This is a genomic window from Chryseobacterium taiwanense (assembly GCF_000813825.1).
In the GTDB taxonomy this organism is placed as follows: Bacteria; Bacteroidota; Bacteroidia; order Flavobacteriales; family Weeksellaceae; genus Chryseobacterium; species Chryseobacterium taiwanense.
The window spans coordinates 21,593-46,709 of the sequence record NZ_JWTA01000005.1 but is presented as its reverse complement, the minus strand read 5'-3'; the positions used below and the strand labels follow the sequence as shown (position 1 = coordinate 46,709).

The window sequence follows — 25,117 nt, the reverse complement described above, 5'->3', positions numbered from 1 at the left end:
TTTTTTAGGCTAAGATTAAGGTTTAGGCTAAGCTTGAGACTCAACCTTAACCTAAACCTTTAAATTATAAACTTTTCAGCTTCTCTTCCAAGATCGCAATCTTGTCAAGAGCATCTTTTTGCTTTTTACGCTCTACTTCTACAACTTCTGGTTTTGCATTCGCAACAAACTTTTCGTTTGAAAGCTTCTTATCAACAGAAATCAAGAATCCTTTTAAATATTTCAATTCTTCTTCTGTCTTGGTTTTTTCTTCTCCTAAATCTAAGTTTTCACTTAAAGGAATAGAAATTTCTGTTGCGCCCACCAAGAATGTAAAACTAGGTTTATCAGTTTTCGTACCAAAATGAATTTCAGAAACGTTTGCTAATTTTTTAATCACAGATTCATTCGCGAATTCCGATGCATTAGTATAAACTTCAGCAGCTTCTCTTGGCGAGATCCCTTTTGTCTGACGGTAGTTTCTCACTCCAGAAATAATTTCAGATGCTGTTTCGAAGTTTTTAATAATATCTTCACTGAACGCTTCTGCTTTTTTCTGCTGAGCGATAACTAAAGCCTCATCAGCTTTTCTCTCTGCAATCAACTGCCAGATTTCTTCTGATTGGAATGGTAAAAATGGATGAACCAATTTCATTAATTCTTCAAAAAGAGCAACCGTTTTGTTATAAACTTCTTTAGAGATACCTTCACCATAATTTGGTTTAATTGCCTCTAAATACCATCCGCAGAAATCATCCCAAATCAATTTGTAAATTAAATGTAAAGCATCAGAAATTCTGAATTTTTCAAACTGATCACTAATTTCTACGATCGTTTTATTTAATTTATTTTCAAACCATTCGATAGTCTGAATCTCTGTTGTATTTGCAGGTTTATCTTCATGATTCCACATGTTAATCAAACGGAATGCGCTCCAGATCTTCGTCATGAAGTTTCTTCCTTGTAACATCAAATCTTCATCAAAAAGAAGATCATTTCCAGCCGCAGAACTTAATAAAATCCCTACACGAACTCCATCTGCTCCATATTTATCCATTAATTCCAACGGATCCGGTGAATTCCCTAAAGATTTTGACATCTTTCTTCTCTGCTTATCTCTTACAATCCCTGTAAAATAAACATTCTTGAATGGAACTTCTTTTCTGTATTCCAATCCGGCCATGATCATTCTCGCAACCCAGAAGAAAATAATATCCGGACCTGTTACCAAATCTGAAGTCGGATAGTAATAATTGATGTCTTTATTTTCCGGATCAAGCAATCCATCAAAAACTGACATTGGCCACAACCAAGATGAGAACCAAGTATCAAGCGCATCTTCGTCTTGTTTTAGGTTCGAGATTTCGAGATCCGAGTTTCCAGTTTTTTCTTTAGCCAAAGCTAAAGCGTCTTCGATGTTTTCTGCAACTACGAAATCATTTTCTCCGTCACCATAATAATAGGCAGGAATTTGTTGTCCCCACCAAAGCTGACGCGAAATATTCCAGTCACGGATGTTTTCCATCCAGTATTTATAGGTATTTTTAAACTTCTCAGGATAAAATTTAACCTCATCATCCATTACAACATCCAAAGCAGGTTTTGCAATGTCAGACATTTTTAAGAACCACTGAACAGAAACTTTAGGTTCGATAACCGCACCTGTTCTTTCCGAAGTTCCTACTTTATTTACATAATCTTCTGCTTTCAACAAAAGATCTTTTTCTTCTAATTCTTTTGCGATCTGCTTTCTTACATCAAACCTGTTTTTTCCTGCATAATGTAAACCGTAATCATTCAGATTACCATCATCATCCAAAGCATCAATCATCTGAAGATTATGTTTTTGTCCGATTTCGTAATCATTAATATCGTGAGCAGGTGTAATTTTCAAAGCACCAGTTCCAAATTCAATATCAACGTATTCGTCCTCAATGATAGGAATCACTCTGTCAACGATCGGTACGATTACTTTTTTACCTTTTAAATGAGCATATCGCTCATCATTGGGATTAATACACACCGCAGTATCACCAAAAATCGTTTCAGGACGCGTTGTAGCTACCGAAAGGAATTCTTCTGAACCTTCGATTTTATATTTCAGGAAATATAATTTTCCGTTTTGCTCTTTAAAAATTACCTCTTCATCTGAGATATTGGTTTTTGCTTCAGGATCCCAGTTTACCATTCTGTACCCACGATAGATCAATCCTTTATTGTATAAATCAACAAAAGATTTGATTACCTGCTGAGAAAGTTTTGGTTCCATAGTAAAACGAGTTCTGTCCCAGTCACAAGAACAACCTAGTTTTTTCAACTGCTCAAGGATCGTTCCTCCATATTTATCCGTCCAGTCCCAAGCATGTTTCAAGAATTCTTCACGGGTAATATCAGACTTGCTGACCCCTTCTGATTTCAGTTTAGCAACAACTTTAGCTTCAGTAGCAATTGAAGCGTGATCTGTTCCCGGAACCCAACAAGCATTGAAGCCCTGCATTCTTGCACGACGGACCAGAACATCTTGAATGGTATTGTTCAGCATATGCCCCATGTGTAAGATCCCCGTAACGTTTGGCGGAGGAATTACAACAGTGTAAGGCGGCTTGTCATTCGGCTCTGAATGGAAGTATTTGTTTTCCAACCAGTAATTGTACCACTTTTGTTCTGTTTCCTGTGGATTGTACTTTTCTGAAATCTGCATAAATTCTATTACTTTAATTTACAATTTGCAAAAATAGTCTAAAGAAAAAAAATTTTAAGTATGAATTAAAATAATTTTTAACTTTGTTTCTTAAAATTTATCTAACAAACGTATTAACATTCAAGAATATGAAAAAATTAATTGCAGGAATTGCATTATTCGGGACATTTGCTGTTGCATCTGCACAGAGCATCACTTTCGACACTACAACTTTTGACTATGGTGCTATTAAACCTGGAGCTGATGGAACAAGATTTTTCAATGTAACGAATACAGGGGATAAGCCTTTGATTATTTCAAATGTGAAACCATCTTGCGGATGTACAACTCCTGAATTCAGTACAGATCCTATTCTTCCTGGAAAATCTGCAAAAATTAAAGTTGGATACAACACTGCTAACCCAGGTGCTTTCAACAAAATGATTGAAGTATTTTCTAATGACCCAGTAAACAGCAGAAGTGTAATTTACATCAAAGGTAACGTAGATGCAAATGCTCCAGAGCCAAAACCATTGACTCCTGAAGAGCTAAAAGCAAAAGCAAAGGCTGAGAAAAAAGCTGCTAAGATAGCTGCTAAAGAAGCTAAAAAAGTTGCAGCTGCAAAGTAAATCTCTACTCAAAAAATAAAAAAACCGTCTCCATGGAGGCGGTTTTTTTATTACATTTATACTGGACATCTTCAAAATGTTAATCCAAACATAATTTCGCAACCATAACTCACAAAATATATGGATACTGATTTCTCAGATAATTTTATCATTAAGGGGAACTTTTCTATGAAAAAAGCTTCCACCGAATACAAAGGAAAACTTACCAAAGAAGAAGGGGAACAACTCTTATTACAGGAAAAAGAAAAACTTCGTGAACTACAGGAAAAACTGTATTCTGATGGAAGCCAATCTCTTTTGGTCATTCTTCAGGCCATGGATGCAGCAGGAAAAGACAGTTTAATAGAACACGTTTTCGGAGGGGTAAATCCACAAGGATGTAATGTCACAAGCTTTAAAACTCCAAGCTCAAAAGAATATTCTCATGATTTTTTATGGAGACAATATTTAGCATTACCACAAAAAGGAATGATCGGTATTTTCAACCGTTCTCATTATGAAAGTGTTCTGGTGTGCAAAGTTCACCCTGAATATAATTTAAGTGAAAAAACATGGAAATCCGTAAAAGATTTTGACAAAAAATTCTGGGAGAATCGATACGAAAGTATCCGGAACTTTGAAAAGCATCTTTCTCAAAACGGAACTACCATTGTAAAAATATTTTTAAACGTTTCTAAAGATGAGCAAAAGAAAAGATTTCTAGACAGAATTAATGAACAGGAAAAAAACTGGAAATTTTCTATGGGTGACCTTCCTGAGCGCGCTCTATTTGATCAATATATGGAGTGCTACGAGACAGCAATCAATGAAACAGCAAAAGATCATGCACCGTGGTATGTTTTACCCGCAGATGATAAATGGTTTGCTAGAGTTGCCGCTATCCAGATTATTATTGATACACTGGAAAAAATGAATTTACAATATCCTTCCTTATCTAAAAAAGACAGAGCAGATTTACAAGAAGCTAAAGAGCAGTTGGAAAATGAATAGCTTTTGAAGAAAAAATATACTGGAGGAAGGAATTTTTAAGTTCATATTACTAAAATTCTCCTCTTCCAGGCTCTTAAAAAATCACGAGAAAATCTATAAGCCGGATTTTGTACTTCAAAAGAAGTGCTTGTTATTTATCTACGTCGTGCATTGCTGCAAAACTTTAGCTGATTACCCCTCGGCTTTCAGGGCGAGCAACCCCTATTTTCATTGCTGAAAAGAACCGATATACTTATCATTGCACCACAAAGAGTTTACCTGATTTCACTACAGCCGAACTGTACATCCTTTCTGTTGCACTTGTCCTACCCTCACGGGTGACGGATGTTATCCGCTTTGCTGCTCTATAGTGTCCGGACTTTCCTACCCTTACCAAAGTAAGAATCAACAAGCCGATTTTCTCGTGGCTGCAAAGATAGATAATTTGAAAATTTGGCAACGTGATAATTTGAAAATTTTCAATTCGCAATCAGATTTATTACATCAGTTGAACTTTATTCCTCCATTTTCAAATTACTTAATTTTCAAATTCTCAAAATTATATCATATATTCGTGCAACTAAACTACACCTCCTCATTGGGTTCAAAAGAAAAAGAATTTGCACAACTTATCAAAGATAATCAGGGCTTGATTATCAAAGTTTCGCGTCTTTATACCAATTCTCTTGAAGATGAAGAGGATCTTTTCCAGGAAATAGTCCTACAGCTTTGGAGAAGCTACGGATCTTTTAAAGGAAATTCCAAAATTTCAACCTGGATGTATCGTGTAGCTTTAAATACCGCTATTACACTTTTCAGAAAAAAAAGTAAAAGCCCACTTACAAACGAACTGGATATTAATCACAAAGATTTTGTAGAGGATGACGACGAGAAACAGCAGCAGATTTCTCTTTTATACACTGTGATTAAGACCCTTCCTAATATAGAGAGAGCCATCGTCATGATGTATCTGGATGATTTGCCTTACAAGGATATTGCAGAAAACCTCGGGATCACCGAAGTCAATGCGCGTGTGAAAATGAACAGATTAAAGAAAACCCTTAAAGAAAAGATGGAAAAACATGCCTGAATTTGATTTAGACAACTTTAAGAAAACATGGCAAGAGCAGCCTGTTCAGGAAAAATACGACAACACTGAGATTCTTCAGATGCTGAATAAAAAATCACGTAATTACGTTAAATATATTTTTTGGATCAGCGTTGTAGAGTTATTATTCTTTTCCGGTATAGGGTTATTTTACATCATAAAAGGTGGTGATGAATCCAATAGTTTTTTAAAACTTCTAGAAAGATTAGGCGCACAAAAGACTCCGGAAATTATTGCCAATTTTGATACGATCTATTTTGCTATAAAGATTTTAAGCTTATTGGTTACTGCCTATTTTGTCTTTAAATTCTATCAAAACTATCACAGAATAAAGATTGAAGAAAATTTAAAGGGTCTTATTACCCGCATTATTAAATTTAAGAAAACAGTAAATGCCTTTATTTTAATAAGCATTGCTATATTACTTGCCTTCATTATTACATTCACCGCATTTATTTTTTATGCACTGAATTCCCAAAACATAGAGCCTAAAGGTTCAGACCTTATGATCGTGATTGCCATCATCATATTGAGTACAGTATTATGTGTATTGCTGATCTGGCTATATTACAAACTTGTTTATGGAATCATCATCAGAAAACTTGATAAAAACTTAAAACAACTGAAAGAAATAGATTCTCAGGAAATTTAATACTCTTCCTTGCTTATGGATAAAGATATAATTGTTAATTTTATTTTATCAAATCTTAATCTATGCCTTTATCTTACGTTCATGGAGCTTCTGATATTCCATTATTGGGACAAACTATTGGAGCTAATCTAAAAAATACTGTTGAAAAATTTCCTAATCAAGAAGCCTTAATTTGCGTACATCAAAATTACCGTGCCACTTATCAGGAGTTTTATAACCAAACGACTGCCGTTGCAAAAGCCCTTATATTTCTTGGAGCAAAAGCCGGCGACAGAGTTGGAATATGGTCTACCAACCGCTACGAATGGGTTCTTTTACAATATGCAACCGCAAGAATCGGGGTTATTCTGGTCAATATAAATCCTGCGTACAGAACCAGTGAACTGATCTTTGTGATCAATCAGTCTGAAATGTCTCACATTTTCTCTTCTTTAGCATTTAAATCCAGTGATTACAAAGCAATGATTACGGATGCCAGAGAATTTTGCACCACATTAAAATCAGAAATTTTCTTTGATGACAATTGGGAAGATTTTTTGAATAACGGTCAGGAAATTTCCGATGATGTGTTACACAGTTATGAAGAACATGTTCAATTTGATGATCCGGTAAATATTCAATATACTTCCGGAACAACCGGGTTTCCTAAAGGCGTCACACTTTCCCATCATAATATTCTGAATAACGGATATTTTATCGGAGTACGACTAAAATACAACGAGAAAGACAGAGTTTGTATTCCGGTTCCTTTTTACCACTGTTTTGGAATGGTCATCGGAAATATGTGCTGTACTTCTCACGGAGCTTGCATGATAATTCCTAATGACAGTTTTGATCCGGAGATCACCCTAAAAGTAGTTTCTGAGGAAAAATGCACTTCTCTATATGGAGTTCCTACCATGTTTATTGCTGAATTAGCTGTAAAAGATTTCGATACTTTTGATTTTTCAAGCTTAAGAACAGGTGTAATGGCAGGTTCTGTCTGTCCTCCTGAAATCATGAAAAAAGTGGAGAATCTGATGAATATTAAAGAAATGAGTATCTGTTATGGAATGACGGAAACCTCTCCTGTTTCTACTCAGACTTTAATTGGAACTCCTTTTGAAAAACAGGTCAATACCGTAGGAACCGTTCAAAATCATCTAGAAATAAAAATTATTGATGAAAACGGAAAAATTCTTAAACGCGGAGAACATGGCGAACTGTGTACAAGAGGATATTCTGTAATGCTGAAATACTGGAACGACCCTGAAAATACGAAAAAAGTTATTGATGACGGACGCTGGATGCACACCGGAGATATGGCCGTGATGGATGAAGAAGGCTATATTACCATTTCGGGAAGAATTAAAGACCTGATTATTCGTGGCGGAGAAAATATTTCTCCAAAAGAAATTGAAGACTTTTTATATACCTATCCTAATATTTTAGATGTTCAGATTATCGGAGTTCCTAGTGAAAAATTCGGGGAAGAAGTGATGGCTTGGGTGAAAGTGAGAAAAGGATTCAACGTAACAGAAGATGAGCTTTTAAATTATTGTAAAGGAAGAATTGCCCATTACAAAGTTCCTAAATACTGGAAGTTTGTAGAAGAATTCCCAATGACGATCTCAGGAAAGATAAGAAAGGTAGAAATGAGAGAAGTTTCCATGAAGGAACTGGGCTTAGAAAATATACATCAATAGATGGTAAACAAAAAAAGCATTTCAAATTGAAATGCTTTTTTATATTTTAAAGTTCTTTTCTTAATCTTGCGACAGGAATATTCAGCTGTTCACGATATTTTGCTATCGTTCTTCTGGCAATATTATAGCCCTGCTCTTTTAAAATGACTACCAAAGCATCGTCTGTTAATGGCTTTCTCTTATTTTCTTTGTTAATAACCTCCTGTAGATGGGTTTTAATCTCTTTTGTAGAAACCTCTTCACCATCATCATTTGTTAAACTATCAGAAAACAGATCTTTAAGATATACAATTCCGTTTGGAGTATCTGCATACTTGCTTTTAACTACTCTGGAAATCGTAGAAATATCAAAACCGGTAATATCTGCAATATCTTTTAAGATCATTGGTTTTAATGACTTCTCATCTCCGGTAATAAAATAATCTTTCTGGAATTTTACAATGGCAGTAATGGTTTGCAATAAAGTATTCTGACGCTGATTAATCGCATCAATATACCATTTCGCCGCATCCAGTTTTTGCTTGATAAATAAAGCAGCCTGTTTATGCTCTGCTGAATTTTTATCATGAGAATACGTCGATAATATATCTTTATATTCTTCAGAAACTCTTAAAGTTGGAGCGTTTTTACTATTTAGCATTGGAATTACCTGTCCGTCTTTTACCTGTATGACAAAATCGGGAATAATTTCCTGATTAATAGTAATTGTCTGAGTATCGAAGTTACCTCCAACTTTTGGTGATAATTTTGATATTTCATCCAATGCATCTTTCAGATCCTCCTCTTCAATATCATATTTCTGAATAATCTTGTTGTAATGTTTATTCGTAAGGGCATCGAACTGATGTCTTAAAATATTTGCCGCTAAAGAAATCGCTTTATCTGAGCTTACTTTCTTTTCAATCTGTAAAAGAAGGCATTCCTGCAAACTTCTGGCTCCCACACCTGAAGGATCAAGCTTTTGAATATAATTTTCAAGAATATCCTCTACTTTCTCTTTCGTTGTATAAATACCTTGTGAAAAAGCCAAATCATCTACAATCGATTTGATTTCTCTTCTTAAATAGCCATCTGTATCCAGATTTCCAATAATATATTCTGCAATCCTCACATCTTCATCTGTAATATTTACAAGATGAATTTGTTCCATTAAGTAATCGTATAAAGACTGACCTTCTGTCAGAAGACTCTCATTATCAAACTCTTCATCATCAGGAGAATAGTTACTAGATGCCGTTTTATAGCTAGGTTCATCATCATAAAGATATTCATTCACATCAAAATCAGTTTCAATGCTTTCTGTACCTTCATTTTCGTAAGAATCTTCAAGAGAAGAGTAATCTTCTTCTTTAGAATCCTCTTTTGCTATTTCCAACGCCGGATTTTCCTCTAACTCTCTCTCCAATTCCTCTTCAAATTCCAAAGTGTGAAGCTGAATCAACTTCATCAACTGGATTTGCTGAGGAGCCAGCTTCTGTCCTAATTTGAGTTGTAAGTGTTGTTTAAGCATAGTTGTCTTTGTGTTTTAACATAACATATTCTACGAATTTAATAAATTTATTTGTAGAATAATAATTTTTAGCACGATTTTTGTATTATAGAACTTTATAATAAACTATTTAAATAAACGAAAAAGCCTTAAAAATTACTTTAAGGCTTTTTTATTTTTTTAAAACTCTGCGTTCTTCGGTGTCCTAGGGAAAGGAATCACATCTCTGATGTTGGTCATTCCCGTCACAAAAAGCACTAATCGTTCAAGCCCTAATCCAAATCCTGCATGTGGCACAGAACCGAATTTTCGGGTATCCAAATACCACCAAAGCTCGTGTTCATCTACGTGCATCTCTGCCATTTTCTGCTTTAGAACATCTAATCTAGCCTCTCTTTCAGAACCTCCGATGATTTCTCCGATCCCAGGGAAAAGTACATCCATAGCTGCAACCGTTTTGTTGTCATCGTTCAGTTTCATATAGAAAGCTTTGATTTCTTTTGGATAATCAAATAAAACTACCGGACTTTCAAAATGTTTTTCAACCAAATATCTTTCGTGCTCAGACTGAAGATCAGTTCCCCAGTTTTCAACAGGATATTGGAATTTCCCTTTTTTATTTTCTTTAGAGTTCATTAAGATCTCAATCGCTTCAGTATAGCTTACACGCTTGAAACGTTTAGCAATTACATTTTGAAGTTTTTCGATCAAGCCTTCTTTTGCTCTGTCTTTTTCCGGTTTAGATTTTTGCTCTTCTTCAAAACGCTTGTCTAAGAACTCCAAATCATCTTTACAGTTATCCAACACATATTGAATCACATATTTCAAGAAATCTTCTGCCAAATCAATGTTGTCTTCAAGATTGTTGAAAGCAACTTCCGGCTCGATCATCCAAAATTCTGCCAAGTGACGTGTTGTGTTTGAGTTTTCTGCACGGAAAGTAGGTCCGAAAGTATAAATTCTTCCCAATCCCATCGCTGCAGTTTCTCCTTCAAGCTGTCCCGAAACTGTTAAGTTTGTTTTCTTCCCAAAGAAATCCTGAGCAAAATCAATATCTCCCTGCTCATCTCTTGGAATATTATTTAAATCAAAGTTGGTAACACCAAACATCTCTCCCGCTCCTTCTGCATCAGCTCCTGTAATAACAGGCGTATTGATATAAAAGAATTGGTTTTGGTTAAAGAATGAATGCACTGCAAAACTTACTGCGTGACGTACTCTGAAAACAGCTCCGAACAAATTAGTTCTGAATCTTAAGTGAGCCTGCTCTCTTAAAACTTCCAAAGAGTGCTTCTTCGGCTGAAGAATCGTCTTATCTCTTTCTTCAGTAAAGTTATCTCCTAAAATGATAATCTTTTTAGCGATAATCTCTACAGTTTGTCCTGCTCCCTGACTTTCCACAACTTCACCCACCACTTTCAAAGAAGCTGCCGTACTGATTTTACTAATAACCTCTTCGTCGAAATTTTCGAAATCAACAACTATTTGCAAATTATTGATCGTAGAACCATCATTAAGCGCTATGAAGCGATTTGAACGGAACGCTCTTACCCAACCGTAAACCGTAATGTCATGATGTAATACTTTCTTGTAATCCTGAAGGACTTCCTTAATTGTCTGCTTTTTCATTTGTTGATTATAAATTTTCGTATAAAAATTAATGTCTGCAAAGTTACAAAAAAACAGCGCAACTTGATGATTACGCTCTCTTAATTAAAAACCGATTTATCAATTATTTAACAAAAAACTATGCTTTAAATATGAATCAATTAAAGAAAATCGACTTTTTGCGTTGTTTTCCGTTTCGGATTTTCCAGGCATGATAAGAACTCGGAACATCATATTGCCACTTCGGAAGCAGTAGAATAATCAGAATAACATCGATATGAGCAATAAAGCCCAGTCCTACCGTGAGATAAAAAGCCCAACCTGCCTGTTGAAAACCAATCAAATACGTAAAAGCAATTAGCAAACTCAATCCCCACATTTTTGATAGAAATGCATGAGTACAGGTTTCTTTTCCAAATTTCCAAATGCTGACAACATAACACAAAGCTTCCATTACTAATATTAAAAGAATTCCTTTCCATTCACTCTTTATCAGTTCCGGATTTATAAAGTAAGCGGCAAATCCCAACGAAAGCCAGAAAATCAAATCGGTTTGACTGTCTAATCTTCTTAATTTTTCAGAAGAAACGCCAACTTTTCGGGCAATAATTCCATCAAAAATATCCGTCAATAATCCAAAATACATTAAAACTAAAATTAAAAATCCGAAGTCTTCTCCTTTAAAATAAGCCAGTAAAAAGATAATGGGTGCTAGGATAAATCTTGTAGCGATTAAAATATAGGGTATAGTTCTCATGATAAATATTATTGGATTTTTTTATATTTCTCAGCATAATTAATAGTATAACCAGCCCACATGATAAACAAAGCCGCACCGCTGTTATCATAATAGTCCTGAATCAGTAAATTCTTTTGCGCAGTAAGACCAATCCTGCTCTGAAAACTCTGACATCCCCCAAATAAAAAAGGAATTCCATGACATTTGGAGGTATAATTACTCAGTGAAAGCAAACCGTTTTTGAGGGTGGCATTGTATTTAAAAGAATATTTTAGAGAATCATTCTTTAAAAGCTTAAAGTCAATTTCATACGTTTTTGGTTTGTCCAGAGGTTTTGATCTTATAAGAACTTTATCACAATCTGCAATTTTAGAATTCTTCAGAGCAATCATTCCTGCAAAATCTCTCATTTGCTCAGATTTTTGATTTCCGGAGTTGATATGCTCATATCCTTTAAACTCATATGCTCCACCAATCATCGAAATATTTTCTTTGGTGATAACTGACAAATCATCTTTAATCATTTTTCTATTGAAAGTCGTACAGGAATTAAGAATCAGAACAACTACAGGAAGCATACAATACTTTTTCATGGCTCATGTATTTAGAATTATACTTCAAAAGTATCTCTCACAAGCAAAAAGCCGAATGCTAAAAAAAATTAAAATAAATGAGTACATTTGTGAAAATCACAAAATCATGTATCAGGAACGCTTATTACAGGAAATCCGAAAGAAAATTGGTAATAAATCTTTGAATGATGAGATTGCTAATATTCTTAGTATAAGCTATGACGCAGCCCATAGAAGAACTTCCCTGAAAGCAAAATTCAGTTTTGAAGAGGGTCTGGAACTCGCAAAATATTATCAGATTTCCCTGAATCAGTTTATCACTTCAGATCAACAGATTTTAGCGCAAAAAACGACAGCAGTCACTGAAACCGATGACTTGCAGTCATTTTTTCAAAATAACCTCAATGTTTTTGAAAATCTTCCTCTTTCTGACGGAATGACAATTTATTACTCAGCGAAAGATATTCCGTTTTTTTATACACTTTCGGACACCTTACTTTCCCGTTTCAAAATTTATGTATGGATGAATTTACTCAATGCAAAGCAGGTCTTCATCCCTTTTCTTCGGTTTTCACCTCCTAATTTCGAACCTAATACTAAAGAGTTAAGAAAAAAATATGAGGAACAAAATGTGATAGAATTATGGAATGACATGACGGTCTCCAGTATTTTGCAACAGATCTCGTTCTACTATGATACAAGATTGCTACAGAGAAATGAAGCTCAAATTATTTTGGATGAATTAAAGGAATTAATTGAGTATATCGAGCAAAAAACGGAGAACAATCCGAAATTTCACCTGTACGAAAATGAACTAATGCATCTTTCCAATGACATCTTTTTTCACCATCCGCAACAGTCACTTTTTGCATTACCAACCAATATGTTTGGATATATCCTGATTAATGATGCAAAAACCTGCAGTGAAACCAAGAACTATTTTGAACATCAGATTAAAAATTCAAAATCTCTAGGAACTTCCGGAAATCGAGACCGAAAAATATTTTTCAATAAGATGTATGAACAGATTGATAATTTAAAACACAAGTTATAATATGAAGAACCTTCGTAATGGTGAATTTTTTGGACAAACCAACGAGACTCTCAGTTTCGATGGATTAACTATTACGGATACAGAGTATACTCATCCTTTTGTGGATTGGCATTATCATGAAAACCCTTATTTCACCTTTCTGCTACAGGGAAATATGACAGAAGGCAACAAAAAAGAAACATATGACTGTTCGGCAGGAACACTCCTTTATCATCATTGGGAAGACGCTCATTACAATATAAAACCTGACATTTTCACCCGTGGATTTCACATTGAAATTACAAAAGAATGGTTCGAAAAATTTCAGCTTTCTAAAGATTTAATTGAAGGAAGTTTCAATATTAAAAATCCTTCTTCAAAATTATTAATTCATCAAATTTTCAAAGAAACGAAAATTAATGACCATTCATTTGAATTAAATATCCATCAACTTTTATTGAATATTTTTAATCAGTTATCTCATCAGAAAGGAAATTCAGAAAAGAAACCTCTTTGGGTAAAGCATATCGATGAAATATTACACGAACATTCTACAGAAAAGTTGAGTTTAGCTGAACTTTCTCAAACATTGAATATTCATCCTATGCATCTGAGTCGGGATTTTCAAAAATATTTCCGATGCAACTTGGGAGAGTATCTTAGAAAATTAAAAGTTGAAAAATCTCTAAAACTATTGAATGAGCTTGAGTCTTTATCAGAAGTTGCACTGGAATGCGGATTTTCAGATCAGAGCCATTTTATCCGTTGTTTTAAAGAAAATATGGGGATTACTCCGTTGAAATATAGAAAAATTTTGAAATGATTTTTTATTTATGACTTTTAAACATCTTTTGTCATTCCGTAGGAATCTAAGTAAATATTTTACAAATTAAGTCTAGATTCCTACGGAATGACAAAGTGAACGTAAATTAGTAATTAAAATACAAATGTTAATTTCATTCTATTTTTCATGAAAAACGATATATATCTTTGTTCAGATAAAATTGACCATGAAGCCAATCATCTTATTTCTTTTAATTCTAATTTCAGGTTTGTCTTTTGGACAAACTTCAAACATTATTGAACCCGATAAAATTGAGACCGTTGTTCAGAGAAATCATTTGAAAAAAATTATGTTCTTGGATAAAGCCATTTCTTTAGAAAATATAAAAGAAAGTGATTTCCTGAAAACCATGACATTTCAGGAGGATAAGGATTTTGATATTCGTGTTTTCATGAATAATTCGTTGGTAAATTATTTACATCAACTAGATCAAACATTATCCGTAGATGAATTGTTGAAAAGGGGAAATTATCAATTTAACTTTATCGTTGACGGAAAGTTAATTTATACTGAAAATTTGAATACAGGAGCGGGAAATCCGGAAAGCAAAAAATTCAAAACAAATTTCAGAATTCCTTTTTTAAGTAGTACGAACGAAGATTCCTGGGGAAGATATTTATGGATGCGGTTTTATCTTGCAAACGGAGGAATTGATGCCTTAGAAACAGGAAATCATACTTTAAAAATTGAAATTAAACCTTATTTAAAAGTATCAACCTTGAAAATAGGGAATGTAATAGCCCAAGGAGAAATTCAATTAATTATTCCTAAAAAAAGTATTTCTGAGCGACAAATTGCCGTTCAGAAAATCAAACCAAACAGTAGCTGGAAAGTTTCTGAAGAAAAACTTAATACAGAAAAAATAAAAGCTTTAAATCAAAAAATAGCAGAAAACAGATTCCGTGATATTACAGGAATTGTTGTGATCAAAAATGAGAAACTTCTATTAGAAGAATATTTTAACGGCTATACAAGAGATAGTTTAAATGATACTCGTTCCGTTGGAAAATCCTTTTCTTCAGCATTGATGGGAATGGCAATAAAAGATGGCTATATAAAAAATGAAAACCAAAGCTTGAAAGAATTCTATGATTTAAAAAAATTCAATAATTACGCTTCTAAAAAAGATAGTGTAACCATTAAAAGTCTATTAACAATGAGTTCTGGATTTAATGGAAATGATGAAGATTACGATTCTCCCGGAAACGAAGAAAATATGTACCCAACCGAAAACTGGATCAAGTTTGTTCTTGATTTACCGATGACTGAAAATAAAATTGGAAAGACATGGAACTATTTTACCGCCGGAGTGGTTTTAACAGGAGATATTTTAGATAAATCTGTTCCAAAAGGATTAGAAAAGTACGCCAGTCAAAAGCTGTTTCAACCTCTTGGAATTACCAATTATAAATGGCAATTTACACCTCAACACAAACCTTCTTTAGCCGGAGGTTTGAGAATGAAAGCTTTAGACTTTGCCAAATTCGGGCAGCTTTATAAAAATAATGGAATCTGGAATGGAAAACAAATTTTGGATAAAAACTGGATTAAAAAATCTTTCACCAATTATTTTTCAGACCGTAAAGACTTTGAAGGTTACGGATATTTGTTCTGGAGAAAAGTCTATAAAATCGGGAACAAAGAATTTGAAAGCTACCAATCCAGCGGAAATGGAGGAAATAAAATCATTATTTTCACAGAGATACCTGTCGTGATAGTGATTACCGCAAAAGCATATAATAAACCTTATGCACATTCTCAAGCCGATAAAATTGTACAGGATTATCTATTACCCTCAGTTTTTGAGTAATAAGAATTGGAAATAAGCAGTAAAATAGTATGAATAAATAATGATTGAAGGTAAATTTGCTTCGTCAGCTTTATCTTCTATTCAAAAAAGAAATATTATTCGTCTTTCTTAGAAGGAACTAAAAAGACATCGATAAGACCTTCAGGAAGCTGCATTTTGATTGTTCTTTCTTCCCTGTCAACTTCAAGAATCCAGTCTTTGATCATAGGAATCACTACTTCTTTTCCATCCAGATTGGTAATGAAATACACCTGTGCTGTCTGATCATTCACAGATCTGATGACCCCACAGTTGTTATCATTTTCATCAAGAATTTCGTAGCCTATGATTTCGTGGTAATAGAATTGCTTTCCTGAAAGTTTTGGTAAAGAAGCCAATGGTAAATATACATCTTTACCTAAGGATTGATCTACCAACATTTCTGAAGAATTTTTGAAAGCAATATTCAGAGCATCTAATTTGCTCCATGATGACTTAGCAATAAAAAAAGGAACCAATAATCCGTTGATTTCAACGAATATTGATTCCAGTTTATTGTAAAGCTCGGGTTGGTCTGTATCCAATTTAAGGATTACATTTCCCGCAAGTCCGTGTCTGCGTGTGATTTTTCCTAACAAATAGCAATCTTCTTTACGCATACAGGAATTTTCTTAAGCTTCAGTGTTTTCTTCTGTAGATTCAGCAGCAGCCTCACCTTCTTCTGTAGCAACTTCTTCAGCAGGAGCGTTTGCAGCTTCAGCAGCAGCCTTTGCATCAGCTTCAGCTTGTGCAGCAGCAGCGATTCTAGCTTCGTTTACTTTAACTTCAGCTTCTAAAGCAGCTTTCTTAGCATCAACTTTAGATTGAGCCAAACCTTCTACTTTACCTTGTACTTTCGCATCTTTAGCCTCTACCCAAGCAGCAAATCTTTTTTCAGCTTCAGCCTCATCAAAAGCTCCTTTAGCAACACCACCTTGTAAGTGTTTTTTGTAAAGTGCACCTTTGTAAGAAAGGATAGCTCTTGCAGTATCAGTTGGCTGAGCACCGTTGTTTAACCACTTTACAGCAGAATCAACGTTCAAATCGATAGTTGCAGGGTTAGTAATTGGGTTGTAAGTTCCTAGTTTTTCGATGAATCTACCATCTCTTCTAGCTCTAGAATCTGCAACCACGATATGGAAGAAAGGTCTCCCTTTTGATCCGTGTCTTTGTAATCTGATTTTTACTGACATAATGTTGTGAATTTTATGGGATCTCGTCCCAGTTAATTATTTAAGAGTGCAAAGATAGTAAAAAAGTTTGAAGTAAAAAGCTCCTTGTAAAAAGTTTTATGAATTCATTTTCTCAGAGTTGAGAATCTGCTTTCTATTATGCTTTATCTGTGTAGTCTTTCCTCCTCTTACTTTGCCAAAAAGAATTGTTGCAATAATCTACTTATCCTTAAATTTCTTAATTGCTTCTTCACTTACCGGAGTAAATAAATTCACCAAGTTACCATCCGGATCCCTAAATAAAAGAGATTTATTTCCCCACGGCATTACTGTAGGTGGCTGTACAATATAATCTTTAAGAAAATGAGATAATCTTTCATAGTCCTTATCAACATTCTCTACCAAAAATTCTATGATACAACTTTTATTAGAGCCGGGCTTCGCTACTTCATCGCCTCCAAAAAACTGAAGTGTATTTGTACTGCCAATAGCGAGAGTAGCTGTCTTCATCTGAAGTTCAACAAAATCGGGTGTATACTTTACGATTTCCGCTCCGGTAACTTCTTCATAAAATTCCACCAAGCCTTCAACATTGGCCGTAATAATTCTTGTAGATACTAAATTCATTGTCAAAATATTTTTTATTCAACAAAAATATTCTGACTAAGTGACAGCTATCTGTCAGTAGCTTTGAGAAATTTCACTACAAAAGAATTCTTTAATCTACTTGCCCCATATAAAACAAACCAAGACATTTCTGGTTCTCTTCAATGGTTAAAGAATCTTTCAGCTGCTCTACTATTTTCGGTGAACTCCAATAGCAACCGATTTGATTAGCTGTACAGGTAAGATACATATTCTGAACCGCCATAGAAACCGCCGCGATCTCCTCCCATTCCGGAACCATACCGCTGAAATTAACAACGATAGAAACCACCACATCTGCTTTATTGATTTTAAAACCGATATCGTTATATTTTTTTTCCAGAAAAAGTTGCTCGGGTTGGGTTGCTTTGTAAATAGCCTGCATTTCAGAAGCTAATGTAGCTTTTTCTTCTCCTTTGAATATTTTAAAACGCCAAGGTTTTGTACGTTTGTGATTGGGAGCCAATGTCGCTGAATGTAAAATTTCATCAATAATTTCCTGAGAAATTTCATTTTCATTGTAATCTTTTGGAAAGATACTTCTTCTTTGCTCTATGATTTCTTTTAAAACTTCTGCTTTGTTCATGAAGCAAAATTACGACATGAAATTCAATATCTTTTACTTATTCTAAATTAAATTTTAAGCTTAAAATGATGTTTTGTCATTATGATAATGGAAGAATCTCAACAATAGGAATAGATTCTTCGTTACGCTTTACACCACTCAGAATGACAGCGAGGTAACGTTATTATAAAACCTCAACAATTTCCTGATGGATTTTATTTAATGTAAAATCATCGCCGGATTTCATTCCCATCATTTTTTTTGCCATCGGACTTTCCGGGGAAATCGCATAAAAACGATCACCTTCAAAGAAAAACTCACCCAGCGAAACCGAAATATAAAAACGGGCTTTATTGGTAATCACCAAAGAACCCAATTGTACACGCTCCGTAGAATTTGTCAGAACTTTTGCCATATTTCTCTTCAAATCATTCAAAGCTCCAAGCTGTCTCTGCATTTGGTAAATCTCCTCCTGCATTTCTTCTCTCATACTGTCATACTTCGGAGTCTTTTTGATGTCGCGACTTGCTTCTAAAGTAAATTCAATAAAGTTTTTAAGCTTTTCAATCTTTTCAGCAATCACGTTTTTCACATAATTTCTTATGTCATTTTTCTCAAATACTATCTTCTCCATACATCGAATCTTTATATAAAGATAATATTTTTATATAAAAAAGCCCTGTAAAATTTTCTACAAGGCTTTTTGATTTTATTTTTCTACTATTTTTTTCAGATTGTCCAATCCTTCTCCATACGATTTACCCATTTGATAGTCCATCATAGGTCTCATTATTTTCATCATGGGATCTTGCTCAGTATCCATACTCCATGTTACTTTTGTAGCATTCCCTTCAGGTGTTAAAATAATATCAGAAGTAGCTTGTCCTTCAAAAGGTTTTTTAAAGATCATTTCCGTTTTCTGCTTTTGATTCGGAATCAATTCTTTGATCTCCTGACAACCGGCTCCTGCATCTTTATTCTGACTGTCCCAACAATACTTATCTCCTACTTCTCCGGCATTTCCTGTATAATTAAGTGTCATATTTGTATCTAATTTCAACCAAGGATTCCATTGGTTGAAAGCTTTCATCGAGCTTACCTGTTCCCATACTTCTTCTTTGGGAGCATTAATGACGATTGATTTTTCATAATGATAATTTTTACCGAAAGCCAATACTGCAATCACAGCATACACAAGAATCAAAAGGATAAGTACACCAAGAATTTTTAAGATCGTTTTCATAGTTTTATTTATTTAGGGTTACAATTTCCAACATTAAGTTGTTGCCAAAAGTAGTCATTCCAGCCCCATTTCAACTTCGCCTATGACAAGATTAATAAAGATAAACAATTTTGTCACATCTTTTCACTCAGGCATCATTTTTGAGTAATTCCCTCAAGAATCCTTGTAATTCCTTACATTTACAATCATTAAAAATCGAAAAATGAATATTTTAACAGAACATTTTAACACACCATATCATTCCGCACCGTTCAATTCTATTAAAAACGAAGATTATCTTCCGGCTTTCAAGGAGCTAATTCAGAAATCTGAAGAAGAGATCAATGCTATTGTCAATAATCCTGAAGAACCGACTTTCACAAATGTAATTGAAGCATTGGCTTATTCCGGTGAGCAGCTGGATGTGGCTTCCAATATATTTTTCAATCTAAATTCTGCTGAAACGAGTGATGAATTACAACAGATTGCTCAGGAAGTTTCTCCAATCTTAACGGAATATTCTTCAAAAATCTCTCAAAACGAGGCTTTATTTAATAAAATTAAAAAAGTATATGATCAAAAAGAGAAATATAATCTGAATGAAGAACAGCAAATGCTATTAAATGAAACGTATAAAGGTTTTGTAAGAAGCGGAGCTTTATTGAATGATGAAGACAAGGAAAAATTAAAGAAAATCAGCATGGATTTATCTTTAAAATCACTACAATTCGGGCAAAATGTATTGGCTTCAACGAATAATTATTTCAAACATATTACCAATAAAGATGATTTAGCAGGAATTCCTGATGCTATTTTAGAACAATATGCTGAAGAAGCTAAAGAAAGAAATCTGGAAGGCTGGGTTGTAACGTTACAATATCCAAGTTATATTCCTTTCATGACGTATGCAGAAAACCGCGAACTGAGAAAGGAAATTGCATTGGCAAATGGCAAAAAATCTTTCGACGGTGGCGAATTCGATAATCAGAATTTAATTAAAGAACTTCTTACTTTAAAACAGCAAAAAGCTGAATTATTAGGGTATGCTAATTATGCTGATTATGTTTTGGAAGAAAGAATGGCAAAATCTCCATCAAAAGTGATTGACTTCCTGAATGAGCTTCTGGTAAAAGCAAAACCTTATGCAGACAAAGAAATTGAAGAATTAAAATCTTTGGCAAAAGCAGATGGAGTTGAAGAGATGCAATCTTATGATCACGCTTTCTATGCAGAAAAACTTCGTAAAGCAAAATATGATTTAAATGATGAGGAATTGAAACCTTATTTCCCTTTAGAACAAGTTCAGGAAGCCGTTTTCGGATTATCAAAACAACTTTTCGGATTAACTTTTGAGGAAAGAAATGATATTCCGAAGTATCACGAAGACGTAAAAGTGTATGAGGTAAAAGAAAATGGTGATTATAAATCTTTACTGTATGTAGACTATTTCCCGAGAAAAGGCAAAAGAGCCGGAGCTTGGATGACAAGTTATAAAAATCAATATAAAAAGAATGGGGAAAATTCTCGTCCGCATATTTCTATTGTTTGTAATTTCAGCAAACCTACGAAAGACACCCCAAGTTTATTAACATTTCAGGAAGTGACTACTTTATTCCATGAATTCGGTCATGCCCTTCACGGAATGTTGGCAAACACTCAATATCCTACTCTTTCCGGAACTTCTGTGAAATGGGACTTTGTGGAATTACCTTCTCAATTCCTGGAAAACTTCTGTTATGAACCGGAATTCTTAAAGACTTTCGCTAAGCATTATAAGACAGGAGAAACTCTTCCGGATGAAAAAATCGAGAAAATCGAACATTCTAAAAATTTCATGGAAGGTTACCAGACTTTGAGACAGATTGGTTTCGGATTATTGGATATGAATTATCATACGAAAGTTTCAGAATTGGAAAATGAAAGCGTGAAAGAGTTTGAAGATAAATATACAAAGGCTACACAATTATACCCTTCAAATCCAGAAACAGCAATGAGCCCAAGTTTTTCGCATATTTTCCAAGGTGGATATTCTGCGGGATATTATTCTTACAAATGGGCAGAAGTTTTGGATGCGGATGCTTTCCAATATTTTAAAGAAAACGGAATTTTCAATCCTGAAATTGCCGCAAAATATAAAATCCTTCTTTCTTCCGGTGGTACAAAAGACCCAATGGAATTGTATAAGAGTTTCAGAGGAAGTGAGCCGAAAGTGGAGAGTTTGTTGAAGAGGGCGTTTGGGTAAGATTATGATAATGAAAGAATCTAAAGAATTAACTAGTGACGATATAAAGAAAATCAAAAGAATTAATTTCTTAAGAATAAAAAAAGATTCTTATATTTTGATTAATTTGGTAACAATAAGTCTATTCTTATACTCTTTTGGTTTTCCATATTGGGGATGGAGAAGAAAACCTCTTCATCCCCCAACTAATATGAGTGAATATTTAAATCAAATTATTGATCTAAATATTTTTTGCTCACCTCTTTATTTTCTCGTGTTCTTCAACATTCTTATTAAATTTTTTGAAATTAAATATGGCTATAAATTTATATCACAAAGTGAGGTCATATTTAAAAGACAGCTTCTAAGGAGACTTAATATCATTATTTTCAAACCATTTAAAGTCTTATTTTTCAGTAATAAATTTAAATACAATGACCTTAAAGAAAAAGATGACGTTCAATTAGAAAGAACCATTTTAGGAAGAGTTTTAAATTATAAAAAGTATAATGATTAATTAATTCCATTTTTTCGACAAAAAGAATAAACTAAAAAACATTTCCTATCTTTCCCAATCAAAACTTTAATAACCTGAATTTTGAAGAAAACGATCTTTACTTTTTTTATTTTTTTATTAAGTTTTAATACTTATCATTCACAAGAATTAAAAAACAACATAGAACTTGGCTTAATTGGAAATTTAGGATTTTTGCATGTTGGCTATACACGATCTGTTTTCAATTTCTCAGAATTTTCGATTAATACAGGTCTGAAAATTGGTTACGTTCCCAGTTCCGGAGATGAAGAAACGAAAAACCCTCAAAATTCCGTTCCAAATTTTATACATTTGAACCTTCCTATTGAATTTCTATGGAAATTTCATCGATCAAATAATGTTGGGGTTGGCGCAAGCTATTCAAAAATTTTCGTAGGATCGAGCGAATATGGCAATCGCCCCAAAACAAATTACAATAGAGTGTTGGGAGAGATAAGCTACAGCCATATTCTTAGTTGGAGTGAAAATAGTGATGACACAACTTGGATCAGACTTTCTTTCACCCCGATTTTATGACGATCATGCAGGTGATGTACAGAATTTGCCTGTCCGTTTGTCATTTATTTATAATTTTTAGTTGAAAAAATGAGCGCAATAACAAAAAGATTAGAAAACGTAAAAAAACTCCAAGCCAAAAGATGGGACAACGAAGAAGAATATTGGGACGAGATCAATGATCTTTTAATAAAGGAATTAGACGAAATCTTGCTTATTGAACCTAAAAATACAGCTGCTTTAATTAACATCGGAGTCATTTATTCTGATCTAGGAGAAAATGAAAAAGCCATGTATTATTTAAAACAGGCAATGCAATTAGGTTCTGAAGATAAAAATCTTTACATCAACCTTGCTATTGTGATGGTCGGTTTAGGAATGCATGCAGAAGAATATCACGAATATCTTGAAATTGCAGAGGATAAAAAAGAAGATCCGCTTACTTTCAAAGCATATTTCGACCCTCAATCTCATTGATTTCATTCGTATTACGCTAAAAAAATCGTAAATTTGATATAATAAATAAATTTAGAATTAACTTTAAAATCTGAATGAACATGATCCTTTCTATTCAGAGATAAGGAGTAGTTACCTTTTGAAAACGGCTAATTTTAAAAGCCCAATAAGTAGAAAACTAAATTTTTGAATCATGCCTAAATACGTAATTGAACGGGAAATTCCCGGAGCAGGCCAATTAACAGCCGAGCAATTAAAAGGAATCTCACAAACATCTTGTGGGGTACTTAGTAAAATGGGTTCACAAATTCAATGGTTACAAAGTTATGTGACAGGTGATAAAATCTACTGTGTTTACATCGCGCCAAACGAAGAAATGGTTCGGGAACACGCAAGACAAGGTGGATTTCCTGCCAACTCTGTAAATGAAGTTGCCACCATTATTGATCCAACAACTGCCGAATAGAAATTAGATCAACACTTTCAATTTTAACGAGCAGATTATAAACCAAGCTTAGCATCAGAGGGAAACTCCATACACAGCCTCCTTCAGATGCTAAGTTTTTTTTGTGCACAACTGATAGCCACTGAATATTTGTTTTTTCATTTCAAAGTAATAAGAAATAAAACCATTCTTTTTTTTATTTTTCTCTATTTTAGTCCACAGAAATATTACAATAACCATAAAAACAATATTTAGAACATTCATCATGATAGAAAATCAGTACAAAAAAAGCACAGACGAGAATTATCAAAAATTTCAAAATACGCAACACCTCAATAGTCAACCTACCTATATTCAACAAGAAGCAACCCCATCCAACGGCATCGGTATTGCAGGATTTGTCATGTCAGTAATTGCAATTTTTGTTGGCTGGATTCCATTTCTAGGGTGGTTTGTTTGGGTTTTAGGATTAATTCTTTCATTCATCGGAATTTTTAAAACTCCAAAAGGATTTGCCATTGCCGGTTTAATCATTTCATTGATAGGAATCGTGTTTTTCATCTTTTTATTCGGTGCTATTCTCGCTCTTGTAGGATTAAGCCAATAAGTAAAAAGGCTTCAAACTATGTAATACATATTAATAATATCAATAGAAGACGCTCTTCAAATTAATAATAGTTGTATTTTAGGTTGGAAAATAGAGCAAAGAATGATAATATATCAAACTGATAAAAATACAGAGTCAAACACTCTGAAACCTTCAAAACTATCAACATAATTTGTATCTTTAAATAAGCAATAGTAAATAAATTATTAAAATATGGCAGAAGAACTTTACTTTTTAAAAACAAATCCTCTTGTTGCCAAAATTAATTTATATAATAAACTATGCAACGAAGAAGAAGATGTTTTGCGTTTTTTAAATGGAGATAAAAAAATCAATCTTGAGCTTATTAAGGACAAACTTCAGGATTCTATAGAATACCTTAGTCCGGATGAACTTAGACAACTTTTTAATTGGTTTAAATTTCAATATGCCTCGAATTCTGTAAACGGAACTGTAAATAATAATGAGGAAGTGAAAACCCAATTATACGTTAATGGTATTGATTTATTTCATGAGATTCCATCTGCTCTTACCAAACCGTTTGATCGTATTCTTAATGATTATGAAAATGCAAATCAATGCAGTCTTGAATACATTTCGGATGCAGAAAAATTTAACAAGTTCCTATTGTATGGATTGTTTTATACCAGTCTTGCACAGGAAGATGATGAGGAAAAACGTATTTTGGTCGATTATTTAAAGTCGCAACACCCTGCAATGTATGAAGCTGCACAAGCTGAGTTTAAAGAAAAAATAGGTAAAACAGGTCTCACAGAAGATTTAAATTCGAAAGGAATTATATTATTCGATAATTTTTCTGAGTTGTATGATTCTACCAAATTTTATAAAGGCTCAATCATTCAAATTAATAGTGATTAAAAAAAATGATCGGAAGAAAATTCTTCCGATCATTTTTTT

The 25,117-nt window shown here is 33.7% G+C and carries 26 protein-coding genes and 1 other RNA gene; 14 read left to right on the top strand and 13 right to left on the bottom strand.

From position 1 onward, the window contains the following. Window positions 1-64: 64 nt before the first annotated feature. Window positions 65-2,680, bottom strand: a complete 2,616-nt coding sequence (locus RM51_RS06795; RefSeq protein WP_039366686.1) for a valine--tRNA ligase — start codon at window positions 2,678-2,680, stop codon at window positions 65-67. 128 nt (window positions 2,681-2,808) lie between these two features. On the opposite strand from RM51_RS06795, the gene RM51_RS06790 reads away from it, so the two are divergent. Together RM51_RS06790 and RM51_RS06785 are read left to right on the top strand one after the other, a co-directional pair. Then, complete coding sequence (locus RM51_RS06790; RefSeq protein WP_039366683.1) at window positions 2,809-3,288, top strand: DUF1573 domain-containing protein; 480 nt, start codon at window positions 2,809-2,811, stop codon at window positions 3,286-3,288. A gap of 120 nt (window positions 3,289-3,408) precedes the next feature. Next, on the top strand, window positions 3,409-4,278 hold the full coding sequence (locus tag RM51_RS06785) for a polyphosphate kinase 2 family protein (protein WP_039366681.1): 870 nt from the start codon (window positions 3,409-3,411) through the stop codon (window positions 4,276-4,278). An 80-nt stretch (window positions 4,279-4,358) separates the two neighbouring features. On the opposite strand, the gene rnpB is transcribed toward RM51_RS06785, so the two are convergent. Beyond that, window positions 4,359-4,682: RNase P RNA component class A (gene rnpB / locus RM51_RS19095), an RNA gene on the bottom strand. Window positions 4,683-4,855: 173 nt separating this feature from the next. Between rnpB and RM51_RS06780 the strand changes: the two genes are divergently transcribed. The 3 genes from RM51_RS06780 (at window position 4,856) to RM51_RS06770 (ending at window position 7,702) form a co-directional block, all read left to right on the top strand. After that, entirely contained in the window at window positions 4,856-5,347 is a 492-nt protein-coding gene (locus tag RM51_RS06780) for an RNA polymerase sigma factor (protein ID WP_039367723.1), read from the top strand. Next, window positions 5,340-6,017 carry a hypothetical protein gene (locus RM51_RS06775; RefSeq protein WP_039366680.1) on the top strand — a complete coding sequence of 226 codons (678 nt, stop codon included), beginning with the start codon at window positions 5,340-5,342 and terminating at the stop codon, window positions 6,015-6,017. Before RM51_RS06780 ends, RM51_RS06775 begins: the two co-directional genes overlap by 8 nt. 62 nt (window positions 6,018-6,079) lie before the next feature. Beyond that, on the top strand, window positions 6,080-7,702 hold the full coding sequence (locus tag RM51_RS06770) for an AMP-binding protein (RefSeq protein ID WP_039366677.1): 1,623 nt from the start codon (window positions 6,080-6,082) through the stop codon (window positions 7,700-7,702). Window positions 7,703-7,748: 46 nt separating this feature from the next. On the opposite strand, the gene rpoN is transcribed toward RM51_RS06770, so the two are convergent. The 4 genes from rpoN to RM51_RS06750 all read right to left on the bottom strand — a co-directional run bounded on the left by rpoN (window position 7,749) and on the right by RM51_RS06750 (window position 12,131). Further along, window positions 7,749-9,212 carry an RNA polymerase factor sigma-54 gene (gene rpoN, locus RM51_RS06765; RefSeq protein WP_039366674.1) on the bottom strand — a complete coding sequence of 488 codons (1,464 nt, stop codon included), beginning with the start codon at window positions 9,210-9,212 and terminating at the stop codon, window positions 7,749-7,751. Window positions 9,213-9,371: 159 nt separating this feature from the next. Then, complete coding sequence (asnS, locus tag RM51_RS06760) at window positions 9,372-10,820, bottom strand: asparagine--tRNA ligase (RefSeq protein WP_039366672.1); 1,449 nt, start codon at window positions 10,818-10,820, stop codon at window positions 9,372-9,374. 136 nt (window positions 10,821-10,956) lie between these two features. Continuing rightward, window positions 10,957-11,556 (bottom strand): CDP-alcohol phosphatidyltransferase family protein, encoded by a 600-nt coding sequence (locus tag RM51_RS06755; protein ID WP_039366671.1) that lies wholly within the window; start codon window positions 11,554-11,556, stop codon window positions 10,957-10,959. 8 nt (window positions 11,557-11,564) lie between these two features. Beyond that, entirely contained in the window at window positions 11,565-12,131 is a 567-nt protein-coding gene (locus tag RM51_RS06750; RefSeq protein ID WP_228375785.1) for a hypothetical protein, read from the bottom strand. Between the two features lie 106 nt (window positions 12,132-12,237). Here RM51_RS06750 and RM51_RS06745 point away from each other — a divergent pair, with 106 nt between their 5' ends. From RM51_RS06745 to RM51_RS06735, 3 genes are all read left to right on the top strand, one after another. Beyond that, a complete protein-coding gene (locus tag RM51_RS06745) occupies window positions 12,238-13,164 on the top strand; it encodes a hypothetical protein (protein ID WP_039366669.1) in 927 nt (308 codons plus the stop codon). Window position 13,165: 1 nt separating this feature from the next. Further along, window positions 13,166-13,966 carry a helix-turn-helix domain-containing protein gene (locus tag RM51_RS06740; RefSeq protein ID WP_039366667.1) on the top strand — a complete coding sequence of 267 codons (801 nt, stop codon included), beginning with the start codon at window positions 13,166-13,168 and terminating at the stop codon, window positions 13,964-13,966. Window positions 13,967-14,153: 187 nt separating this feature from the next. Further along, window positions 14,154-15,797: a serine hydrolase domain-containing protein gene (locus RM51_RS06735; RefSeq protein WP_039366666.1), complete on the top strand. Its 1,644-nt coding sequence runs from the start codon at window positions 14,154-14,156 to the stop codon at window positions 15,795-15,797. Window positions 15,798-15,892: 95 nt separating this feature from the next. On the opposite strand, the gene rimM is transcribed toward RM51_RS06735, so the two are convergent. The 6 genes from rimM to RM51_RS06705 form a co-directional block, all read right to left on the bottom strand. After that, window positions 15,893-16,435 carry a ribosome maturation factor RimM gene (rimM, locus tag RM51_RS06730; protein ID WP_039366664.1) on the bottom strand — a complete coding sequence of 181 codons (543 nt, stop codon included), beginning with the start codon at window positions 16,433-16,435 and terminating at the stop codon, window positions 15,893-15,895. A 12-nt stretch (window positions 16,436-16,447) separates the two neighbouring features. Further along, entirely contained in the window at window positions 16,448-17,008 is a 561-nt protein-coding gene (locus RM51_RS06725) for a 30S ribosomal protein S16 (protein WP_039366663.1), read from the bottom strand. Window positions 17,009-17,206: 198 nt separating this feature from the next. Continuing rightward, window positions 17,207-17,614: a VOC family protein gene (locus RM51_RS06720; RefSeq protein WP_039366661.1), complete on the bottom strand. Its 408-nt coding sequence runs from the start codon at window positions 17,612-17,614 to the stop codon at window positions 17,207-17,209. 91 nt (window positions 17,615-17,705) lie between these two features. Beyond that, a complete protein-coding gene (locus RM51_RS06715; protein ID WP_039366658.1) occupies window positions 17,706-18,218 on the bottom strand; it encodes a nitroreductase family protein in 513 nt (170 codons plus the stop codon). Between the two features lie 163 nt (window positions 18,219-18,381). After that, window positions 18,382-18,831 carry a GreA/GreB family elongation factor gene (locus tag RM51_RS06710; RefSeq protein ID WP_039366655.1) on the bottom strand — a complete coding sequence of 150 codons (450 nt, stop codon included), beginning with the start codon at window positions 18,829-18,831 and terminating at the stop codon, window positions 18,382-18,384. 75 nt (window positions 18,832-18,906) lie between these two features. Next, complete coding sequence (locus RM51_RS06705) at window positions 18,907-19,440, bottom strand: SRPBCC family protein (protein ID WP_039366653.1); 534 nt, start codon at window positions 19,438-19,440, stop codon at window positions 18,907-18,909. A gap of 202 nt (window positions 19,441-19,642) precedes the next feature. On the opposite strand from RM51_RS06705, the gene RM51_RS06700 reads away from it, so the two are divergent. The 5 genes from RM51_RS06700 (at window position 19,643) to RM51_RS06680 (ending at window position 23,613) form a co-directional block, all read left to right on the top strand. Beyond that, complete coding sequence (locus RM51_RS06700; RefSeq protein ID WP_039366650.1) at window positions 19,643-21,661, top strand: M3 family metallopeptidase; 2,019 nt, start codon at window positions 19,643-19,645, stop codon at window positions 21,659-21,661. Window positions 21,662-21,671: 10 nt separating this feature from the next. Beyond that, window positions 21,672-22,157 (top strand): hypothetical protein, encoded by a 486-nt coding sequence (locus RM51_RS06695; protein ID WP_131667052.1) that lies wholly within the window; start codon window positions 21,672-21,674, stop codon window positions 22,155-22,157. A gap of 81 nt (window positions 22,158-22,238) precedes the next feature. Continuing rightward, window positions 22,239-22,712, top strand: coding sequence for a hypothetical protein (locus RM51_RS06690; RefSeq protein ID WP_039366645.1), 474 nt, complete (start codon window positions 22,239-22,241; stop codon window positions 22,710-22,712). Between the two features lie 69 nt (window positions 22,713-22,781). After that, window positions 22,782-23,168 (top strand): tetratricopeptide repeat protein, encoded by a 387-nt coding sequence (locus tag RM51_RS06685; protein WP_039366641.1) that lies wholly within the window; start codon window positions 22,782-22,784, stop codon window positions 23,166-23,168. A 172-nt stretch (window positions 23,169-23,340) separates the two neighbouring features. After that, window positions 23,341-23,613, top strand: a complete 273-nt coding sequence (locus RM51_RS06680; protein WP_039366638.1) for a DUF4242 domain-containing protein — start codon at window positions 23,341-23,343, stop codon at window positions 23,611-23,613. 333 nt (window positions 23,614-23,946) lie between these two features. Here the strand turns inward: RM51_RS06680 and RM51_RS19460 are convergent, their stop codons facing one another. After that, window positions 23,947-24,153, bottom strand: a complete 207-nt coding sequence (locus tag RM51_RS19460) for a hypothetical protein (protein WP_165584988.1) — start codon at window positions 24,151-24,153, stop codon at window positions 23,947-23,949. 259 nt (window positions 24,154-24,412) lie between these two features. Here RM51_RS19460 and RM51_RS06670 point away from each other — a divergent pair, with 259 nt between their 5' ends. Continuing rightward, on the top strand, window positions 24,413-25,078 hold the full coding sequence (locus RM51_RS06670) for a hypothetical protein (RefSeq protein WP_039366633.1): 666 nt from the start codon (window positions 24,413-24,415) through the stop codon (window positions 25,076-25,078). Window positions 25,079-25,117: the final 39 nt, after the last annotated feature.